The 19256-nt window shown below is 72.7% G+C and carries 17 protein-coding genes; 9 read left to right on the top strand and 8 right to left on the bottom strand.

Annotated elements, in window-relative coordinates; translation table 11 throughout:
• Nucleotide 1 precedes the first annotated feature (1 nt).
• The 6 genes from AB0J69_RS03335 (at nucleotide 2) to AB0J69_RS03310 (ending at nucleotide 7896) form a co-directional block, all read left to right on the top strand.
• Nucleotides 2-502 carry a (2Fe-2S)-binding protein gene (locus AB0J69_RS03335; RefSeq protein ID WP_364112338.1) on the top strand — a complete coding sequence of 167 codons (501 nt, stop codon included), beginning with the start codon at nucleotides 2-4 and terminating at the stop codon, nucleotides 500-502.
• A complete protein-coding gene (locus AB0J69_RS03330) occupies nucleotides 499-2847 on the top strand; it encodes an aerobic carbon-monoxide dehydrogenase large subunit (protein ID WP_364112336.1) in 2349 nt (782 codons plus the stop codon). Before AB0J69_RS03335 ends, AB0J69_RS03330 begins: the two co-directional genes overlap by 4 nt.
• Entirely contained in the window at nucleotides 2844-3617 is a 774-nt protein-coding gene (locus AB0J69_RS03325; RefSeq protein ID WP_364112334.1) for an XdhC family protein, read from the top strand. The genes AB0J69_RS03330 and AB0J69_RS03325 overlap by 4 nt, the downstream gene beginning before the upstream one ends.
• Nucleotides 3618-3714: 97 nt before the next feature.
• On the top strand, nucleotides 3715-4515 hold the full coding sequence (locus AB0J69_RS03320) for an IclR family transcriptional regulator (protein WP_364112332.1): 801 nt from the start codon (nucleotides 3715-3717) through the stop codon (nucleotides 4513-4515).
• Nucleotides 4516-4670: 155 nt separating this feature from the next.
• Nucleotides 4671-5810: a cytochrome P450 gene (locus AB0J69_RS03315; protein WP_364112330.1), complete on the top strand. Its 1140-nt coding sequence runs from the start codon at nucleotides 4671-4673 to the stop codon at nucleotides 5808-5810.
• Between the two features lie 100 nt (nucleotides 5811-5910).
• Nucleotides 5911-7896: a protein kinase gene (locus tag AB0J69_RS03310; RefSeq protein WP_364112328.1), complete on the top strand. Its 1986-nt coding sequence runs from the start codon at nucleotides 5911-5913 to the stop codon at nucleotides 7894-7896.
• A gap of 47 nt (nucleotides 7897-7943) precedes the next feature.
• Here AB0J69_RS03310 and AB0J69_RS03305 read toward each other — a convergent pair whose 3' ends face one another.
• From AB0J69_RS03305 to AB0J69_RS03290, 4 genes are all read right to left on the bottom strand, one after another.
• Nucleotides 7944-8849, bottom strand: coding sequence for a D-isomer specific 2-hydroxyacid dehydrogenase family protein (locus AB0J69_RS03305; RefSeq protein ID WP_364112326.1), 906 nt, complete (start codon nucleotides 8847-8849; stop codon nucleotides 7944-7946).
• A 411-nt stretch (nucleotides 8850-9260) separates the two neighbouring features.
• Nucleotides 9261-9980 carry an FCD domain-containing protein gene (locus AB0J69_RS03300; protein ID WP_364112324.1) on the bottom strand — a complete coding sequence of 240 codons (720 nt, stop codon included), beginning with the start codon at nucleotides 9978-9980 and terminating at the stop codon, nucleotides 9261-9263.
• A 5-nt stretch (nucleotides 9981-9985) separates the two neighbouring features.
• Nucleotides 9986-10606, bottom strand: a complete 621-nt coding sequence (locus AB0J69_RS03295) for a bifunctional 4-hydroxy-2-oxoglutarate aldolase/2-dehydro-3-deoxy-phosphogluconate aldolase (protein ID WP_364112322.1) — start codon at nucleotides 10604-10606, stop codon at nucleotides 9986-9988.
• A gap of 23 nt (nucleotides 10607-10629) precedes the next feature.
• Nucleotides 10630-11556, bottom strand: coding sequence for a sugar kinase (locus AB0J69_RS03290; RefSeq protein WP_364112320.1), 927 nt, complete (start codon nucleotides 11554-11556; stop codon nucleotides 10630-10632).
• Between the two features lie 140 nt (nucleotides 11557-11696).
• Here AB0J69_RS03290 and AB0J69_RS03285 point away from each other — a divergent pair, with 140 nt between their 5' ends.
• Nucleotides 11697-12908 carry an MFS transporter gene (locus AB0J69_RS03285; RefSeq protein ID WP_364112318.1) on the top strand — a complete coding sequence of 404 codons (1212 nt, stop codon included), beginning with the start codon at nucleotides 11697-11699 and terminating at the stop codon, nucleotides 12906-12908.
• A gap of 5 nt (nucleotides 12909-12913) precedes the next feature.
• On the opposite strand, the gene AB0J69_RS03280 is transcribed toward AB0J69_RS03285, so the two are convergent.
• From AB0J69_RS03280 to AB0J69_RS03270, 3 genes are read right to left on the bottom strand one after another with little or no spacing between them, the layout of a single operon-like run.
• Nucleotides 12914-13786 carry a PfkB family carbohydrate kinase gene (locus tag AB0J69_RS03280; protein WP_364112316.1) on the bottom strand — a complete coding sequence of 291 codons (873 nt, stop codon included), beginning with the start codon at nucleotides 13784-13786 and terminating at the stop codon, nucleotides 12914-12916.
• The gene (locus tag AB0J69_RS03275) at nucleotides 13783-14808 is read right to left on the bottom strand and encodes a LacI family DNA-binding transcriptional regulator (protein ID WP_364112314.1); all 1026 of its coding nucleotides are present in this window, start codon (nucleotides 14806-14808) and stop codon (nucleotides 13783-13785) included. Before AB0J69_RS03275 ends, AB0J69_RS03280 begins: the two co-directional genes overlap by 4 nt.
• A complete protein-coding gene (locus AB0J69_RS03270) occupies nucleotides 14805-16298 on the bottom strand; it encodes a glycoside hydrolase family 13 protein (RefSeq protein WP_364112312.1) in 1494 nt (497 codons plus the stop codon). Before AB0J69_RS03270 ends, AB0J69_RS03275 begins: the two co-directional genes overlap by 4 nt.
• A gap of 235 nt (nucleotides 16299-16533) precedes the next feature.
• Here AB0J69_RS03270 and AB0J69_RS03265 point away from each other — a divergent pair, with 235 nt between their 5' ends.
• Nucleotides 16534-17826 (top strand): ATP-binding cassette domain-containing protein, encoded by a 1293-nt coding sequence (locus tag AB0J69_RS03265; RefSeq protein ID WP_364112310.1) that lies wholly within the window; start codon nucleotides 16534-16536, stop codon nucleotides 17824-17826.
• 140 nt (nucleotides 17827-17966) lie between these two features.
• A complete protein-coding gene (locus tag AB0J69_RS03260; RefSeq protein ID WP_364112308.1) occupies nucleotides 17967-18590 on the top strand; it encodes an NAD(P)H-dependent oxidoreductase in 624 nt (207 codons plus the stop codon).
• Here the strand turns inward: AB0J69_RS03260 and AB0J69_RS03255 are convergent.
• The gene (locus AB0J69_RS03255; protein WP_364112306.1) at nucleotides 18587-19234 is read right to left on the bottom strand and encodes a Uma2 family endonuclease; all 648 of its coding nucleotides are present in this window, start codon (nucleotides 19232-19234) and stop codon (nucleotides 18587-18589) included. The two genes, AB0J69_RS03260 and AB0J69_RS03255, sit on opposite strands and share 4 nt — an antisense overlap.
• Nucleotides 19235-19256 lie beyond the last annotated feature (22 nt).

Genomic DNA, 19256 nt, shown 5'->3' with positions numbered 1-19256 from the left:
CATGCGGATCACGGTCTCCGTGAACGGGCAGCCGTACACCAGGGACGTCGAGCCGAGGCTGCTGCTCGTGCACTTCCTGCGCGACGAGCTGGGCCTGACCGGCACCCACTGGGGCTGCGACACCTCCAACTGCGGCGTGTGCATGGTGCAGCTCGACGGCGTGCCGGTCAAGTCGTGCACCGTGCTGGCCGTCATGGCCGACGGGCACGAGGTGACCACCGTGGAGGGCCTGGAGCGCGACGGCGAGCTGGACGCGGTGCAGAAGGGGTTCGTGGAGTGCCACGGGCTGCAGTGCGGGTTCTGCACGCCGGGCATGCTGCTGACCGCGCGCTGGCTGCTGGACCGCCACCCCGATCCCGACGAGGGCCAGATCCGCGAGGCCATCTCGGGACAGCTGTGCCGGTGCACCGGCTACGAGAACATCGTCCGCTCGATCCAGTGGGCCGCGGCTTCTGATGCCGCCGGGTCCGGGTCCGCGACCAGCGTGGAGGCCACGTCATGAGCTACGGCCGCATGCAGCGCAAGGAGGACGCCCGCTTCATCAGGGGGCGCGGCAACTACACCGACGACGTGCGGCTGCCCGGCATGTTGTACGGCGCCGTCCTGCGCAGCCCGCACGCCCACGCCAGGATCGTCTCCATCGACACCAGCGCCGCCGAGGCGCACCCGAAGGTCAAGGCCGTCATCACCGGCCAGACCCTGGCGGGGCTGAACCTGGCCTGGATGCCCACCCTGTCGCAGGACACGCAGGCCGTGCTGGCCACGGACAAGGTGCGCTTCCAGGGGCAGGAGGTCGCGTTCGTGGTGGCCGAGGACGCCTACTCGGCGCGCGACGCGCTGGAGCTGATCGACGTCGAGTACGACCCCATCGACGCGGTCGTCGACGCCAGGAAGGCCCTCGACCCGGGCGCCCCGGTCATCAGGGACGATCTCGAGGGCCGTACCGACAACCACATCTTCGACTGGGAGGCCGGGGACCGGGCGCGGACGGACGCGATCTTCGAGCAGGCCGAGGTCCGGGTCGAGCAGGACCTGATCTACCCGCGCGTGCACCCGGCCCCGCTGGAGACGTGCGGCGCGGTCGCCGACTTCGACAAGGTCACCGGCAAGCTCACCGTCTGGTGCCCGACGCAGGCGCCGCACGCGCACCGCACGCTCTACGCGATGGTGGCCGGGCTGCCCGAGCACAAGATCCGGGTGATCTCGCCGGACATCGGCGGGGGCTTCGGCGGAAAGGTCGGGATTTATCCGGGATATGTCTGCGCGATCGTCGGCTCGATCGTCACCGGCAAGCCGGTCAAGTGGATGGAGGACCGCTCCGAGAACCTCATGAGCACCGCCTTCGCCCGCGACTACCACATGCGCGGCGAGGTGGCCGCGACGCGCGACGGCAAGATCCAGGCGATCAGGGTGAAGGTGCTGGCCGACCACGGGGCCTTCAACGGCACCGCGCAGCCGACCAAGTTCCCGGCCGGGTTCTTCCACGTCTTCTCCGGCTCGTACGACATCGAGGCCGCCCACTGCGAGGTCACCGGCGTCTACACGAACAAGGCCCCCGGCGGCGTCGCCTATGCCTGCTCCTTCCGCGTCACCGAGGCCGTGTACCTGGTCGAGCGCATGGTGGACGTGCTGGCCGCCGAGCTGCGCCTGGACGCGGCCGAGGTGCGCATGCGCAACCTGCTGCGCCCCGAGCAGTTCCCGTACCACTCCCCCACCGGCTGGGAGTACGACTCGGGCGACTACCCGAAGGCGCTGCGCCTGGCCATGGACATGATCGGCTACGACAAGCTGCGGGCCGAGCAGGCCGACAAGCGGGCCAGGGGCGAGCTGATGGGCATCGGCATCAGCTTCTTCACCGAGGCCGTCGGCGCGGGCCCGCGCAAGCACATGGACATCCTCGGCCTCGGCATGGCCGACGGCGCCGAGCTGCGCGTGCACCCGACGGGCAAGGCGGTGCTGCGGGTGTCGTGCCAGTCGCAGGGGCAGGGGCACGAGACCACGTTCGCGCAGATCGTCGGGCAGGAGCTGGGCATCCCGGCCGACGACGTGGAGGTGGTGCACGGCGACACCGACCAGACGCCGTTCGGCCTGGGCACGTACGGCTCCCGCTCCACCCCCGTCTCCGGCGCCGCCACGGCGCTGGTGGCCAGGAAGGTGCGCGACCGGGCCAAGATCGTGGCCGCGGCCATGCTGGAGGCGTCCCCGGACGACCTGGAGTGGGCCGACGGCAAGTGGTCGGTGGTGGGCGACCCGGGCACCGGCCGGTCGCTGGCGGAGATCGCGCTGGCCGCGCACTCCAACCTGGAGCTGCCCGAGGGCGTCGAGGGCCACCTGGACGCCGTCACCGTCTACAACCCGCCCAACCTCACCTACCCCTTCGGCGCCTACATCTGCGTCGTGGACGTCGATCCCGGCACCGGTCAGGTCAAGGTGCGCAGGTTCGTGGCCGTGGACGACTGCGGGGTGCGGATCAACCCGATGATCGTCGAGGGGCAGATCCACGGCGGGCTGGCCGACGGGGTGGGCATGGCGCTCATGCAGGTGATGGCGTTCGACGAGGACGGCAACCACCTGGGGGCCTCGTTCATGGACTACCTGCTGCCGACCGCGATGGAGTGCCCGTCGTGGGAGCTGGGCGAGACCGTGACGCCCTCGCCGACGCATCCGATCGGGGCCAAGGGCGTCGGCGAGTCGGCCACCGTCGGGTCGCCCCCGGCCGTGGTCAACGCCGTGGTGGACGCGCTCTCGACGTACGGTGTGCGGCACGCGGACATGCCGCTCACCCCGGCGAACGTGTGGCGCGTCATCAACGGCGACCCGTTCCGCACGGACCTGGCGATCCCGTGAGCGAGTTCATCGGCATGCCGGCGCCCCGCCCCCGCGGCGGGCCGCCGGCCCCGCCGGCCCCGCCGGTCCCACTGGCCCCGCCGCCGGGGGCCGATCTGGACGACCGGGCCGCGCGGCTGCGGTCGGGGCGGGAGCCGTACGTGCTGGCCACCGTCGTGCGGGCGCAGCGGCCGACCAGCGCGAAGGCGGGCGACCGCGCACTGGTGCTGCCCGACGGGACGATCGAGGGGTTCATCGGCGGCACCTGCGCCACCGACACCGTACGCGCGCAGGGCCTGCGCCTGATGCGCACCGGGCAGGCCACGCTGCTGCGGATCACCCCCGAGGCGGAGCAGCCGCACGAGGAGGAGGGCCTGGTCGCGGTGGGCCAGCCCTGCCTGTCGGGCGGCACGCTGGAGATCTTCCTGGAGGCCGTGCTGCCGCCCACGCTCGTCCACGTGCACGGCGACAGCCCCATCGCGCGGGCCTTCGCCGAGGTCGGCAGGGCGCTCGGTTACACGGTCGAATCGGGCATGACGCCCATCGCCGCCGACACCACGGCAGTGCTGGTCGCCTCGCACGGGGTGGGCGAGGAGGCGGTCCTGGCGGAGGCGCTGGCCAAGGGCGTGCCGTACATCGGGCTGATCGCCAGCCGCAAGCGCGGCGCGGCGGTGCTGGCGCGGGTGAAGGGAGGGGAACGGGTGCATGTCCCGGCGGGTCTGGACATTGGGGCCAGAACGCCTGGTGAGGTGGCAGTTTCCGTGTACGCGGAGATCATCGCACTTCGCTGAGCCGGGTATCAGCGGGCGGCAGCCGGGTACGCCAAGAAATGGAAAAACGCAGCCCCGGGAAGCCCCTTCCGCTACTCGGAGAGCGAAAGGGAACTTGATGCCGACGGAAACGGCCAGCCACCTACCGCACGTGCACACGGTGACGGACGAGCGCCCCGCGTCCCAGCCGGGCAGCCTGGAGAGGGGGATCGACATCCTGCTCGCGCTCAGCGCGGCCTCCCGCCCGGTCACGCTGTCGCAGCTCTGCCGGAGCACGGGCCTGCCCAAGTCCACCGCGCACCGGATCCTGGGCGTGCTCTGCTCGCGGGAGCTGGCCCGGCGGGTGGGCAACGCCTACCTGCCCGGCGAGCTGCTGGAGTCGATGGCGGGCATCACCCGCGCGCGTGTCCCCGGCACGCGCCAGGTGGTGCTCCCCTACCTGCTCTACCTGTACGAGACCACCAGGCAGACGGTGAACCTGGCCGTTCCCTCGGGCCTGGAGGCCCGCTACGTCGAGCGCCTGTACGGCCACAACCGGGTCTGCTCGCGCTCCGACAGCCTCGACCGGGCGCCGCTGCACTGCACGGCGACCGGCAAGGCGCTGCTGGCCTTCGACCCGAAGCTGCGCCAGGAGCTGCTGGCGCGCGGCTCGTTCGAGCGGATGACCCGCCGCACGATCACCACCCTGGCCGGGCTCGAACGTGAGCTGGCCCAGGTCCGCAGGCACGGCATCGCCTACTCCCAGGAGGAGTACACCGAGGGCGTGGCCTGCGTGGCCGCGCCGGTGTTCGGTCCCGGCGGGCGGATCTGCATGTCCCTCGGCGTGGCGGCGCCCGCCCATCTCGCGCCGCTGGCCAAGCTGAGCATCTCCGTACGCGGCGCCGCCCAGGCCATCTCGGCCATGCTCCTCCGCCTGTGACCCTTGTTCCGGTCACCGGAACGTCGGCAGATCTTGAGGCCGAAAGTGTTCCAGTGACCGAAACCCGTGATTGCGAACGCGGCCCCCGGGGCGATCACATCGACGCATGACCTTCCCACCCGCCCCGCGGGACCGAGCCCTGCGGGAGGCCGAGCGTGCCTAGGGGTCTGCCCAGGGCCACCCTGCTGGAGAGCCTGCGCCTGGCCACCCTGGTGCCACCGGGCACCCCGCACGTGGCGCACGGCCGCGACCCGCTGCGCTCCCGCGCGCTCCTGGCCACCTTCGAGGCCCGCTACGGCGGGCGTCCCGTGCTGGTGCGCGGCCTGCGCCGCTCCGTCCTGCTCGTCCTGTCCAAGCGCGACGCCCTGCGCGTGCTGTCCGACGACGGCGACGCCTACGCCCCCGCGCTGGAGGAACGCCCGTTCGGCCTGCCCACCGACGTGCTGCGCCCGCGGTTCATCGAGATCGCCGCGCAGGAGGCCAAGGAGCTGACCAGCGGCGTGGTGGACCACGCGCGGGTGAACGCCTGCTGGCAGCGGGTGGCCAGGCGCTGCGTCTACGGCGACGGCGCGGCCCGGGACGAGGAGCTCACCCGGCTGCTGGCGGGCGTCACCCGGGCCGGGCGGTGGCGGGCCCGGCGGCGCCGGGAGATCCTCTCGGGCCGCTACGACGCGCGCATCATCGACCACCTGCGCCGTGCCGAGCCCGGCAGCCTGGCCGGGCTGATCGCCGACACGCCGGAGGCCGAGTCGCGCGGGCTCATGCAGGCGGCGTACTGGCTGATGGGGCTGGGCTCGACCGCGGCGGGGCTGACGCAGACCCTGGCGCTGCTGGCCACCCACCCGGCCCACCGCAAGGCGGCCCGCAACGACCCCGACCGCCTGCGGGCCTGCCTGCGCGAGGGGCTGCGCCTGTGGCCGCCGGTCCCCGCGCTGTCGCGGGTCACGACCGCCGAGACCGAGTGGTACGGCACCGCCCTGCCCGCCGGCACCACCGTGCTCGTGCCGATCGCGGCGCACCAGCGCAGCCCGCGCCTGCCGTACGCGAACACGTTCGCGCCCGAGATCTGGCTGGACGGCACCGCCGCGGACGAGTGGTGGGCCCGGCCGGGCTGCGACGGCGTGCACCTGACCCTCGCGGTCGGCACGGCCTTCCTCGGGGCCGTCCTGCGCACCGCCCGCCCCAAGCCGGTCGGGCGGCTGCTGTCGCCGCACCGGCCGCTGCCCCACACGATCGACCTGTCGCGGCTGCGGGTGTCGATGCGCCCCCTGCGGCGCGACCCTGCTCAGGACTAGTGGCCAACGGGCAGGCCCTTCCTCCGTTAGAGTCTGGGGTACAAACGGGCGGAACGGTTCGGGTTGCCAGAGAACGAGCCGGCGGGAGGATCGGTTCGGGTTGAGACGCGATGACGACGGCGAGAGGACGGCGACGTTGGGGCGCTCGGCAGGCACTCCTCTGCAGCCGGAAGATCCGCCGGCGATCGGCCCCTATGAGCTGATCAGCCGTCTCGGCTCCGGCGGGATGGGCGTGGTCTACCTCGCCAAGGCCGCCGACGGCCCGCGCGTGGCGCTCAAGGCGATCCGCCGCGACTACACCGCCGACCCCGTCTACCGGGCGCGCTTCCACGAAGAGGTGTCCAACGCCCGCAAGGTGGCCTCGTTCTGCACGGCCCGCGTGCTCGACCACGGCGAGGACCGCGGCGTCCTCTACCTCGTCACCGAGTACATCGACGGCATCTCCCTCGAGGACCACCTCATCGAGCACGGCGCGCTGTCGCCGTCGGTGCTGCACGCGGCGGCCGTGGGCGTGGCCGCCGCGCTGACCGCGATCCACGCGGTGGGGCTGGTGCACCGCGACCTCAAACCGGCCAACGTGATGCTGACGCTGGCGGGGCCGCGGGTGATCGACTTCGGGCTGGCGCGCTCGACCCACGTGGACTCCCGGCACACCAACGCCGGCATGGTGATGGGCACGCCCGGCTGGATCGCTCCCGAGCAGGTCTTCGAGGGGCGCACGAGCCCGGCGGGCGACGTGTTCGCGTGGGGGTCGCTGATCGCGTACGCGGGGCTGGGCGGGCATCCGTTCGGCGAGGGCGACGCCTACGTGATGGCGGCCAGGGCCCGCAGCGCGCCGCCGGACCTGCGCGGGCTGCCCGCGCCGCTCGACCGGCTGGTCGCGGCGGCTATCCACCCCGACCCGGCGCGCCGGCCCCCGGCCAAGCAGTTGCTGCTGGAGCTCGTGGGCGCGGCCGACGAGCCGGCCGCGCAGCTCGCCGCCAGCAAACACCTGACCAGCGCGTGGAACCCGTCGGAGTTCGGGCCGCTGATGCCGCACCCGATGCCGCCCGACCGCACCGGCCCCGTCCCCGGCCATCTCGCCCAGCCGCCCCAGTCGCCGCGGCCCCCCGAGGCCCACGGGCCGCGCCAGGCGCCCCCGGCCGAGCGCACCGGCCCGACGCCCGGTTCGTCCCGGGCCCCGCAGCCGCCTGCCCCCGCCGAGCGCACGGGCCCCACGCCGGGCTCGTCCCGGGTGCCGCAGCAGCCACCGCCCGCGGAGCGTACCGGGCCGACGCCCGGGTCGTCCCACGGGCCGCGACAGCCCTCGCCCGCCGAGCGCACCGGACCGACCCCCGGCTCGTCCCGGGTGCCGCAGCAGCCGCCGCTCGCCGAGCGCACGGGCCCGACGCCGGGCCCGACCCCCGGCTCGTCCCGCCTGCCGCAGCAGCCGTCACCGGCCGAGCGCACGGGGCCCAGGCCGGGTGGCGCGCGCGTGCCGCAGGGGCCGCCGGCGCGCGGGCCGTTGCCGCACCAGACCGGGCAGGTGCCGCTCCCCCACCAGACGGGCCAGGTACCGCTGCCGCACCACGCGACCACCGGTCAGGGACGGCTGCCGGGCTACCGGCCCGCCCGGCCCAAGCGCGGCGTGTTCGCGGGCTGCCTGACCGCGCTGGTGATCGCGGTCGTGGTGATGGTGGTGCTGCTGGCCGTGCTGGCCTGGTTCTTCCGCTCGTCGGCAGCCGGGGAGGACGGGCCGGTGCAGGACGGCAAGCTGCGCTTCGCCGTGACCGGCTCCGAGTGCCCCAAGCCCGCCAAGGCGGCGACGAAGCGCACGTGCCAGGTCGGCGTGCAGGTCAGGAACGTCGGCGCGGAGGCCAGGGTGCTCTACCCGGGCCAGCAGAAGCTGATCGACGAGGACGACACGCTGCACGGCGGCACCAAGCTGCTCGACAAGGGCGGCAAGGAGATCACCCCGATCCGCATCGAGGCGGGCCAGACGTTCACCGGTGCGCTGGTGTTCGAGCTGCCGAAGAACCTCGACCCGACGGGGATCGAAGTGCACGACTCCGGGCTGAGCGCCGGAGCCCGGCTCAACCTCGACTAGCGGCGGCCCCGACCCGGCCACGCCGGAAGGCCCGGATCCGGCCGGGCCTAGAAGCCGCGGGCCGGGGTGACCACGCCCTCCAGCGGGAGGCCGTCCCGGAAGCGGTGCACGTTCGCGGTGACGCGCTCGGCCAGGCCGCGCCAGTAGGCGGGACGGGGGTTCGCGCTGTGCGGCGTGATCAGCACGTTGTCCAGCTCCCACAGCGGGTGGCCGGCCGGCAGCGGCTCGGGGTCGGTGACGTCGAGCGCCGCCCCGCCGATGTCGCCCGCGCGCAGCGCCGCCACCAGGTCGCCGGTGACGACGAGGCCGCCTCTGGCCACGTTCACCAGCCACGCGTCCGGGCTCATGAGCTCGAACTCGCGCGTTCCGAACATGCCCCGCGTGCCCGGGGTGGCGGGCGCCGAGACGACCACGTAGTCGGCCCCCGGCAGCGCCTCGCGGTAGCGGGCACGCGGGAGCACCTTCGCCGCGCCGGGCACGCCGCCGCTGTCGCTGACCGCCACCACCGTGCAGCCGAACGGCTCCAGCATCCGGATCAGCGCCCGGCCGATGCCGCCGCAGCCGACGATCGCGACCGTCGAGCCGGCGAACACCCTGGAGGTGTTGGGTCCCCACGTCGTGGCCCGGGCCGCCCGGTGCAGCCCGCGGGCGGCGGCCAGCATCAGGGCCAGCGCGTGCTCGGCCACCGCCGGGCCGTAGGAGCCGGTGGCGGCGGTGAAAACGGGGTGCTCGGTGATGACCCCGGCGTCGGCCCAGCGCTCGACGCCCGCATGCGGGAGCTGCACCCAGCGGATGCCCTCGTGCAGCATCGACCGCACCTCGGCGGGGTCGTCGCTGCCGTAGTAGACGATCGCCTCGGCCTCCGCCAGCGGCACGACGCGGCCTCCTGCTCGGCGTACGGCGTCGATGAGCACGGGCACGGGTTCCGGGCCGACGTGAACGGCGACGGTCATCGGGCGGCCTCCCGGTCAGATGATGTTGATCACGTGTGAGCATATATCGCCCAGGATGTCCGGATGCTACGCGCCCCTGACGCTCCGGCCAGCCGTCCGCCGTCCCTGAACCCCCACACGGCTTTCCCCCGCAGTTGGCGGGCGTCCTTTTGAGAGTGGTGTGGCGTGAGGCAAGGCTCACCGGCGCTGAAGGGAGCGCGGACGGAACGGGGGCGGGCCGACGGGCCCGGGTCGGCGGGGGCGGGACGGCGGGGGCGGGCTGACTGGCGCGGGACGCACGGGCGCGGACGCACGGCGGACGGGCGCGGGGCGCAGCGCGCACGGGCGCGGGGCGGACGGGCGGGGGGCGGACGGGCGGGGGCGGACGGGCGGGGGTTCGGGGCGTAGGGCGGACGGGCGGGTGCGGGGGTGTCAGGTGGGGAGGGGGCAGGCGGTGCCGTCCAGGATGCGTTCGACCTCGTTGCGGGCCGCCGCCACGATCGAGCCGACCGCCTGGGCCGCCTCCGCGCCGCGGCCGGCGGCGATCGCCTCGGCCACGTCGAGGTGGCGGCGGACGGCCGGGTTGTCCAGCCGCTCGGGCAAAAGCAGCAGGTCGCGCCGGCCCACGAGCAGCTCCTCGGTCACCTCGGCGAGCTGGGCGAACATGCCGTTGCCCGAGGCGCCGAGCAGGACCCGGTGGAAGGCGGCGTCGGCGGTCACGAACGCCTCGCTGTCGCGGGCCCGCGCCGCGCCGATCAGCGCCCGCGCCTGCGCGATGAGCTCCTGCCGCTCGCCGGGCCCGGCGTGCCCGGCCGCCAGCGCCGCCGCGGCGGGCTCGACCGCGGCCCGCAGCTCGGCCAGCTCGCGCAGTTGCGCCTCGCGCCGAGGCGAGGCGAGCCGCCAGCGGATCACCTGGGGGTCGTAGAGGTTCCACGCGGACTCCGGGCGCACGGTGACGCCGACGCGGGGGCGGCTGGTGACCATGCGCTTGGACTCCAGCACGCGTACGGCCTCGCGGGCGACCGTGCGCGAGACCCCGTACCGCTCCTGGACGTCCTCCAGCCGCAGCACCTCGCCCGCGCGGATCTCCCCGCCCGCGAGCGAGCACCCGATCCCGTCGACCACCTGCCCGTGCAGGCCCTGGAGCCCCATGACGGTCAGCGCGCCCTGGCGAGCCGGGCCAGCAGCGCGGTGACCCGCTCCCCCGCCGCCTGCGCGCCGCCCGAGGTCAGCGCCGAGCCCATGCCGCAGGCCACGGCGCCGGCCGCGATCCAGTCAGGCGCGTTGTCGATGGTCACGCCGCCGGTGGGGATCGCGGGCAGCTGCGGCAGCGCGGCCCGTACGTCGCGCAGCCACGACGGCGACACGGCGGAGGCCGGGAAGAGCTTCACCGCGTCCGCGCCCTCCTCCAGTGCCCGCACGATCTCGGTCGGCGTGGCCACACCGGGGAACACGGGCACGCCGTAGCGGTGCCCGGCGCGGATCACCTCGGGATGCAGGTTCGGCGAGACCAGGAAGCGCGCGCCGGCCTCCACGGCGGCGCGGGCGGCGGCGGCGTCGAGCACGGTGCCGGCCCCGACCAGCGCCTCGGGACGCTGCTCGGTGAGCCGCGCGACGGCGGTCAGCGCGCGCGGCGTGGTGAGCGCCACCTCCACGGCCTTCAGCCCGGCGTCCAGCACGGCCTCGGCGGCGGCCACCGCCTCCTGCGGCCCCGCGCTCCTGACGATCCCGAACACCCGCTGCGCGGTGACGGCCTCGACGATTTCCCAGCGGTACATGACTTCCCTTCCAGGCGTTCTCATCAGCGGTGCACGGTCTCGCCGGCCCCGGTGTTCGGGGCGGTGAACGAGGCCAGCGCGCGGTCCAGGCCGGCCCGGTCGGGCAGCCCGTCGGTGTCGTTGGCACACTGCACCACGAGCGCCGCGACGGCCGCCGCCTCGCGCAGGCACACCTCGTACGGCGCCCCGCGCAGCAGCCCGGACAGGAACCCGGCGGCGAAGGCGTCCCCCGCTCCCACCGGATCTGTCACGGGCACCGGGAACGCCTCCTGCCGCAGCCCGCCGCACGTGGCCGACTTGTCGCGGTGCTTGACCACGACGAGACCGCGCAGCCCGGCCGGGTCCACGCCGAGCAGCTCCAGCTCGTCCTCCCCCGCCAGCACCACGTCGGCGCGGCCGAGCAGCGGCGCGACCCGCTCGCGCCACTGCGCGGGCGCCCCCAGCTTGAGCCGGATGTTCGGATCGAACGAGATCAGCGCGCCCGCCTCGGCGGCCAGGTCGAGCAGCCGGAGCGTGGCCCGGTGCGCAGAGTCGGACAACATCGGCGTGATGCCGGTGACGTGCACGAGCCGGGCGCCGCTCAGCATCCCGGGCGCAAGCTCCTCCGGGGCCAGCCTGGAGGCGGCCGAGCCGGCGCGGTAGTACTGGACGTCGATGGCCCTGGCCGGGTGGCTGTCGCGCAGCAGCAGCCCGGTCGGCGCGTGCGGGTCGGTGACGGCGTGGCGGGTGTCGATGCCCTCGGCCCGCAGCATGGCCAGCACGGACTTGCCCGCCGGGTCCGCGCCGACCCGGCCCAGCCAGCGCACCTCGTGGCCCAGCCTGACCAGGCCGGCGGCCACGTTGCTCTCCGCGCCGGCCACGGAGCGGCGGAACGCGGTGGCGCGCTCCAGGGGGATGCCCGGCTCGGCCAGCATCAGCAGCATCGCCTCGCCACAGACCACGACGCTCACAGCTCGTACCTCTCGATCACGGCGGAATAGTACTATCAAATGACCTTATATAGCGACTTATCCCCTCAAACGGGCTCCCTTGACCACAAGCCGCCCATGAGGAACGCTGAATCCGGAGACCGATGCCGGGGGCTCAACGCGTGAGGCGTCCATTCATCACCCTGATGGCCGCCAACGCCCTTTCCGTGACCGGGAGCATGCTCTCCATCCTCGCCATTCCGTGGTTCGTCCTGGAGATCACCGGCAGCGCCGTGCTGACGGGCGTGGCCTCGTTCGCCACCACCTTCCCCATCGTCATCTCCGCCGCCTTCGGCAGCGCGCTGGTGGACCGGCTCGGGTTCCGCGTCACGAGCGTGCTGTCCGACCTGGCCAGCGGCCTGATCGTGCTGGCCGTTCCCGCGCTCTACCTGACCACCGGCCTGAGCTACCCGCTCCTGCTGCTGCTCCTGTTCGTCCGCTGGCTGGCGGCCACTCCCGGGGAGACCGCCCGCAAGGCCATGCTGCCCGACCTCGCCGGGATCGCCGGGGTGCGGATCGAGCGGGCCACGGCCGCGTACGACGGCGTGTACCGAGGGGCCGCGATGGTGGGCGCGCCGCTGGCCGGGGTGCTGATCCTGTGGCTCGGGCCGAGCCTGCTGCTGCTCGTGGACGGGGTCACGTTCCTGCTGTCCGCGCTGTTCATCGCCGTCGGGGTCCCGCGCGTCAGGCGGCAGCGGGGCGAATCCGGCGGGTACGTGAGCGACCTGCGGGCCGGGCTGACCTTCCTCCGGCACGACCGGCTGCAGCTGAGCGCCACCGCGATGATCGTGGTGGTCAACCTGCTCGACACGGGCGTGACGCAGGTGCTGCTGGTGCTGTACGCGCGCGACGTGGCTGGCGACCCGCGGGCGTTCGGGCTGCTCACCGGCGTGCTGGGCGCGGGCGCGGTGGCCGGCACGATCGTGTACGGCACGGCGGGCGACCGATTACCCATGAGGCTGACCTACGGGCTGTGCTTCCTCATGGCCGGGGTCCCGCGCGTGCTGGTGCTGGCCGTGGGCGCGCCCTTCCCCGCCGTGCTCGCCGTCACTGCGGTGTCGGGGTTCGCGGCGGGCGCGATCAACCCCATCCTGGGCATCCTCCAGTACGACCGGATCCCCGCCCCGATGCGGGCCCGGGTGATCGGCACCATGACGGCGGCCGCGTACGCGGGCATGCCGGTGGGCGGATTGCTGGCCGGCTCGCTCACCACCCTCACCGGCCTCGACGCCACCCTCCTGGCCTTCACCTGCGTCTACGTGGTGATCTCCGTCCCGCCCTTCGTCTGCCGGACCTGGCGGGAGCTGGACCGGCGGCAGGCGGCCAGGATGTGACGGGGCTACGCCGAGGCCCTGTCGAGCAGCAGCCGCTCGGTGATCGGGGACTCGTGGGTGCCGGCGACCGTGCAGGCGTGCGCGCCGGCGACCGCCCCCAGGCGCACGCACTCCTCCAGCGGCCTGCCGCGCAGGGTGCCGTACAGGAATCCGGAGACGAACGCGTCGCCGGCGCCGTTGCTGTCGGCCACCGGTCCGGGCAGCGGCGCGGCCGGGAAGGCGCGCACCTCGGAGCCGCGCGTCAGGACGAGGCAGCCGCCGGCGCCGCGGGTGCACACGACCGTGTGAGCGCGCCCGCGCTCCAGGATGTCACGCATCGTGGCGGCGGGGTCGGGCAGGGCGGCGGCCGACAGGAAGACCAGGTCGGAGCCGTAGGCGAAGTCCTTCTGGTAGTCGGCGGCGCCGTCCCAGTCGTGCAGGTCGGTGGAGACGGGCACGCCGTCCAGGTCGGGGTAGACGTGGCGGCAGAAGTTCATGATCGACACGTGTACGTGGCGGGGCCGCACGTCGGAGTACAGCTCCCGGGGTAGCCGCTCGCCGGGCGTGAACTTCGGGTCGTGGAGCGAGGTGCGCCGCCCGTCGGGCCCCACGAGCAGGACGCTGCGCCGGGTGCCCGCCTCGGCCGGGCCCCAGCGGCAGTCGAGGTCGCGCAGGGCGTGGCGGATCAGCGCGCCCTGCGGGTCGTCGCCGATGAGGTCGGCGAACGCGACGCCGAGCCCGAGCGCGTGGCAGCCCAGCGCCACGCCGGCGCCGGTGCTGCCGATCCGGTCGACGACCGGGGGGACCAGATAGGTGTCCTTGTACGGCAGCGGCAGCTCGGGCACGTAGACCGTCGTGTCCACCCCGGCGCCGCCCAGGACGAGGACGTCCCGCGTCATCGGTTGACCAGCGGGCCGGAGCCGGTGGAGCCGCGCACGACCAGCTCGGGCTGGAAGATCAGCTCGACGTGCTTGGAGGGGGCGCCGTTGACCTCTTCGAGCAACGTCTGCACGGCCGCCGAGGCCATCGCGCCGATCGGCTTGCGCACGGTGGTCAGCGGCGGATCGGTGAACGCGATCAGCGGCGAGTCGTCGAACCCGACCACGGACACCTCTCCCGGCACCGACAGCCCCTTCTGCCTGCAGGCGCGGATCGCGCCCAGCGCCATCAGGTCGCTCGCGCACACGATGCCGGTGCAGCCGCGGGCGAGCAGCTGCGCGGCGGCCGCCTGCCCGCCCTCGACCGAGAACAACGAGTGCGAGATCAGGTCGTCGACGTCGGCCGCGCCGAGCAGCTGGGCCATGGCTTGCTTGTAGCCCTCGATCTTCCTGATCACCGGCACGAAGCGGCGCGGCCCCAGCGCGATCCCGATCCGCTCGTGGCCGAGGTCGACCAGGTGCTGCACGGCCAGCCGCGCGGCCAGGCGGTCGTCGGGCGAGATGAAGGGGGCGTCGATGTGCTCGCTGTAGCCGTCGACCAGCACGATCGGCAGCCCGCGGTCGGTCAGGCGGGTGTAGCGGTCCATCCGGGCGGTGGTGTCGGCGTGCAGGCCGGAGACGAACACGATCCCGCTCACGCCGCGATCGACGAGCAGCTCGGTGAACTCGTCCTCGGGCGCGCCGCCGGGCAGCTGGGTGCACAGCACGGGCGTGTAGCCGTGTTGGGTCAGCGCCTTCTCGATGGCCTGCGCGAACGCGGGGAAGATCGGGTTGTCCAGCTCGGGCGTCACCAGGCCGATCAGCCCGTTGCTGCGTTGCCGCAGGCGGGGCGGGCGCTCGTAGCCCATGAGGTCGAGCGCGGTCATGACCGCCTGTCGGGTGGCGGCCGAGACACCGGGTTTGCCGTTGAGCACCCGGCTGACCGTGGCCTCACTCACCCCGGCCTGGGCGGCGATGTCGGCTAGGCGAGCGTGACCGTTCATGGCACACACTTTACTTTCCACCAGGCCGCCGAATCCGCTGCTCCAGGGACATCGGAGGCGAGCAGGAGCTCCCCGCCGAACTCCCCGCCGAACAACTCATCGAGCCCGAAGTCCACGGGTGCCGCGGTCAGGTTGACGGCGCAGACGAACTCAACCCGGGAGAACACGAGCGTGCCCTCCGGCGAGTCGTGCCAGACGAGCTCCCCTTCCAGGTCGCGCCGCAGCCGCAGCGCCTCCCGGTACAGCTCGAGCGTCGAGCCGGGCACGCCCTGCTGGGCCTGCACGCTCAGCTCGGCCCAGTGCGCCGGGACGGGCAGCCAGGGGTCGGTCCAGCCGGACTCCCGGGTCCAGGGCAGCGGCACGCGGCAGCCGTCGCGGCCGCTGTCGGGGTCGCGCAGCCGCTGGGGGTCCTGGCACAGCTCCGCCGGCAGGTCGAGCACCTCGGGCAGGCCGAGCTCGTCGCCCTGGTAGACGTAGGCGGAGCCGGGCAGGGCGAGCGTCAGCAGCGCGGCGGCGCGGGCTCTGGCGAGGCTGCCGTAGCGGGTCACGTGCCGCTTGACGTCGTGGTTCGACAGCACCCACGTGGTCGGCGCGCCCACGGAGGCGGCCGTGGCCAGCGAGGAGTCGATCACCGCGCGCAGGTCGGCGGCGTCCCACGGGGTGAACAGGTAGTGGAAGTTGAACGCCTGGTGCAGCTCGTCCGGGCGGACGTACATGGCCAGCCGCTCGGCCGTCGGCGCCCACGCCTCGGCCACGCCGATGCGCTCGCCCGGGTAGGAGTCGAGCACGCGCCGCCAGGCGCGGTGGATCTCGTGCACGCCGTCGTTGTCGAAGAACGGCACCGGCTCCCTGCCGACCATCCTGGCCTGGTTGCCGCGGCCGATGTCGGGCAGGCCGCGCGGCTTGACCATGCCGTGCGCCACGTCCACGCGGAAGCCGTCCACGCCCAGGTCGAGCCAGAAGCGCAGGATCGACTCGAACTCCCCGCGCACCTCCTGGTTGTCCCAGTTCAGGTCCGGCTGCGCGGAGTCGAACAGGTGCAGGTACCACTGCCCGTCCTCGACCTGCGTCCACGCCGGGCCGCCGAAGATCGACTCCCAGTCGTTGGGCCGGTCACGGAAGATGTAGCGGTCGCGGTGCTCGCCGCGCAGCGCCTCCTGGAACCAGGGGTGGGCGGAGGAGGTGTGGTTCGGGACCACGTCCACGATGACCCGCAGCCCGTGGCCGTGCGCCTCGTCGATGAGCGCCTTGGCGTCCGCAAGAGATCCGAACAGCGGGTCAACGTCCCTGTAGTCCGCCACGTCGTAGCCGAAGTCCGCCATGGGCGAGGTGTAGAACGGCGTCAGCCAGATGGCGTCCACGCCCAGCTCCGCGAGATACGGCAGGCGATCGCGAACGCCGATCAGGTCCCCGATCCCGTCTCCGTTGCCATCAGCGAAACTGCGCACGTAGACCTGGTAGATCGCGGCGTTCCGCCACCAAGCGGTCATGGTTTCCCCCGAGTCTCCCCAGAACGTTCCGACTATGAAAGCTCTTTCCGCAACTTTACGCAAGCCCTTCCACACAGCCCAGAACCGGAAATTTCGGTGTACGGACACCCAAAACCCCCGACCGAAACCCCCACGAACGAGAATCTTTATGTCAAGGGTGGACATGTAGCGTTAAGGCGCGATGTACTACCTCTTCAATCAGCCTCGTCACAGGTGACACGCAAGGTGTGGGCCCATGAGCTCGGTCGTTCTCGACAAAGTGACCAAGGTGTATCCGGGCGACTACCTCGCAGTCGACCGGCTGAGCCTGCGGGCGGAAGACGGCGAGTTCCTCGTCCTCCTCGGCCCCTCCGGATGCGGCAAGTCCACGTTGCTCCGCATGATCGCGGGCTTGGAGGAGATAACCGAAGGGGACCTCTGGCTGGACGGGCAGATGGCCAACCACCTGGCCCCGCGTGACCGCGACGTGGCGATGGTGTTCCAGAACGGCGCGCTCTACCCGCACCGGACGGTACGCGGGAACATCGCCTTCCCCCTGGAGATCGCCAAGTCCGACCCCGGCCTGGTGCGCGAGCGCGTCACCGAGCTGTCCAAGGCGTTACACATCGACGAGACGCTCGACCGCCGTCCCGGCACGCTCTCCGGCGGCCAGCGGCAGCGGGTGGCGATGGGCCGGGCGATCGTCCGCCAGCCCAAGCTGTTCCTCATGGACGAGCCGCTGTCGAACCTGGACGCCGGCATGCGCACCGAGCTGCGGATGGAGATCTCGTCGCTGGTCAGGTCGCTCGGCGTCACCACGATCTACGTCACGCACGACCAGGTGGAGGCCCTGACGCTGGCGGACCGGATCGCGATCCTGAATCGCGGCGTCCTGCAGGACGTCGGCACTCCGGCCCAGATTTACAACGATCCAGCGACGGCCTTCGTGGCGGCTTTTCTCAACTCCCAGCAGTTGAACCTGTTGGCGGCGGGTGTCAGGACTCCGCAGAACCAATATGTGATGCTCGACTTCGGCCCGCACAGGCTGACGATGCCGTGGAGCGATCCCAGGGCGTACGCCATCTCGCAGCACACGGGCGGGCAGGTCCTCATCGGGCTGCGGCCGGACGGGCTGGCCCCGGTGCCGGAGTCGTACGACGGGCCGTCGTTCTTCGGGCGGGTGCGGGCCCTGGAGTATCACGGGCACGAGTGGCTGGCGTACCTGGAGTGCGGGATGCCGGCCGTACCGGTGCCCGAGCCGCCGGACCCGCGCGGGCGCGGGAGCCGCGTCAACGGCGAGAAGAACGGGACCGGCATGGTGTCCAACCTGGTACGGCGGCTGTTCTCGCACCCCAGGGAGGAGCCGCAGGACCAGGAGCAGGTGGGCCAGCACCCGAACAGCGGCATCCATCGCCGGTCGGACCTGATCATCCGGCTCGGGAACCGCCCCGTCTGGCGCGCCGGCGACGCCGCCAAGGTGGCGGTGGACCTCTCCCGCATCATGATCTTCACCTCGGACGGCGCCCGCATCGACCCCCCGCGCCGCTAACCCTTCCCTCTCCCCCTTCCAGGCCGGACGCCACCAGGGCGACCGGCCGTTTCTTTTGCCCTTGACCAACCGGACCACAGTCCGTATCTTCGGGAGCAGTAACCGGACCGCAGTCCGGAAAATTGAAGGGACCTGACCTCATGAGCCACCTGCTGCACATCTCCGCCTCCCCGCGCGGCAGCGAGTCGATCTCGCTCGACCTCGCGCGGACCTTCACCGACGAGTACCTGGCCACCCACCCGGGCTCCCGCGTGGACCACTTCGACCTGTGGGACGGAACGCTCCCGGAGTTCGGCCCCGCCGCCGCGGGCGCCAAGATGACCGTGTTCGGGGGCGGCACGCCGGTGGGCGAGCAGGCGGAGGCGTGGGCGGCCGCCGTGCGGACCTTCGAGCGATTCGACGCCTATGACCGTTACCTGTTCAGCGTGCCGATGTGGAACTCGGGGGTGCCGTACAAGCTGAAGCAGTTCATCGACGTCGTCAGCCAGCCGGCGATGATCTTCGACGTGCACCCGGAGACCGGCTACCGCGCCCTGCTGACCGGCAAGCGCGCGGCCGTCGTCTACACCAGCTCCGTCTGGGGCCCGGCGCTGGGGCCGGAGTTCGGCAGCGACTTCCAGTCCACGTTCTTCGGAGGGTGGCTGACGTGGGCCGGCATCGCCGACGTCCAGGAGATCCGGCACCATCCGACGCTGACGGGGTCGTACGAGAACGAGCGCAAGCAGGCGGGCGAGCGGGCCAGGGAAGTCGCCAGGACCTTCTAGCGGCGGAGCCCGGTGAGCGCGGCCGGATCGAAGGAGACCGGGTAGGGGATGCCGACCGTCAGCGTGTCCCCCGCCTTGGCCTCGGCCACCAGCTCGTAACCGCGGGCAGCCAGCTTGAAGACCTCGACCCGCGGAGCACCGTCACCCTGCAGCTCGACCCTGACGAAGACCGGTATGCCACCGGCGGCATATTTCGGCGGCTTGATCTCGTAGTCGCGTCGGTGGCTGCTCTTGCCGGGGCTGACGATTTCGACAACGCAGACGACGGCGCTCGATGAGAGCTTGGGCACCCCCGAGAGCATCGCCTCGACATGCCCCACCACGATGTCGGGGATCAGGCCGTCCTCACCGACCTCGAGGTTGCCCGTCTCCACCACCTCGTAGTCCTCGGGACGGGCGTCGTCAAGAATCCGGAGCAGGCGCTTGGCAGCGATCGCGTGATCGTAGCCGAGCATGGGACTCACCAGGAAACTCCCGTCGATCAACTCTATGCGCTCCCCGGTTTCGGGCAGCCTGAGCCAGTCCTCGACGGTGTAGTCACCCTTGGCATGTGGCACGGAGAAAAGCCTCGCGCGGCCAGGCGGCGGATGCGCATCCAGCCAGCCGTGATCCGGCAGAGCAGTCATCGCCTCATCGCCTTCCATGAATGAGAGTCTCGCATGGACA

It is taken from the genome of Nonomuraea sp. NPDC049709, assembly GCF_040674815.1.
Lineage (GTDB): Bacteria > Actinomycetota > Actinomycetes > Streptosporangiales > Streptosporangiaceae > Nonomuraea.
This window is presented reverse-complemented; position numbering and strand designations above follow the sequence as displayed.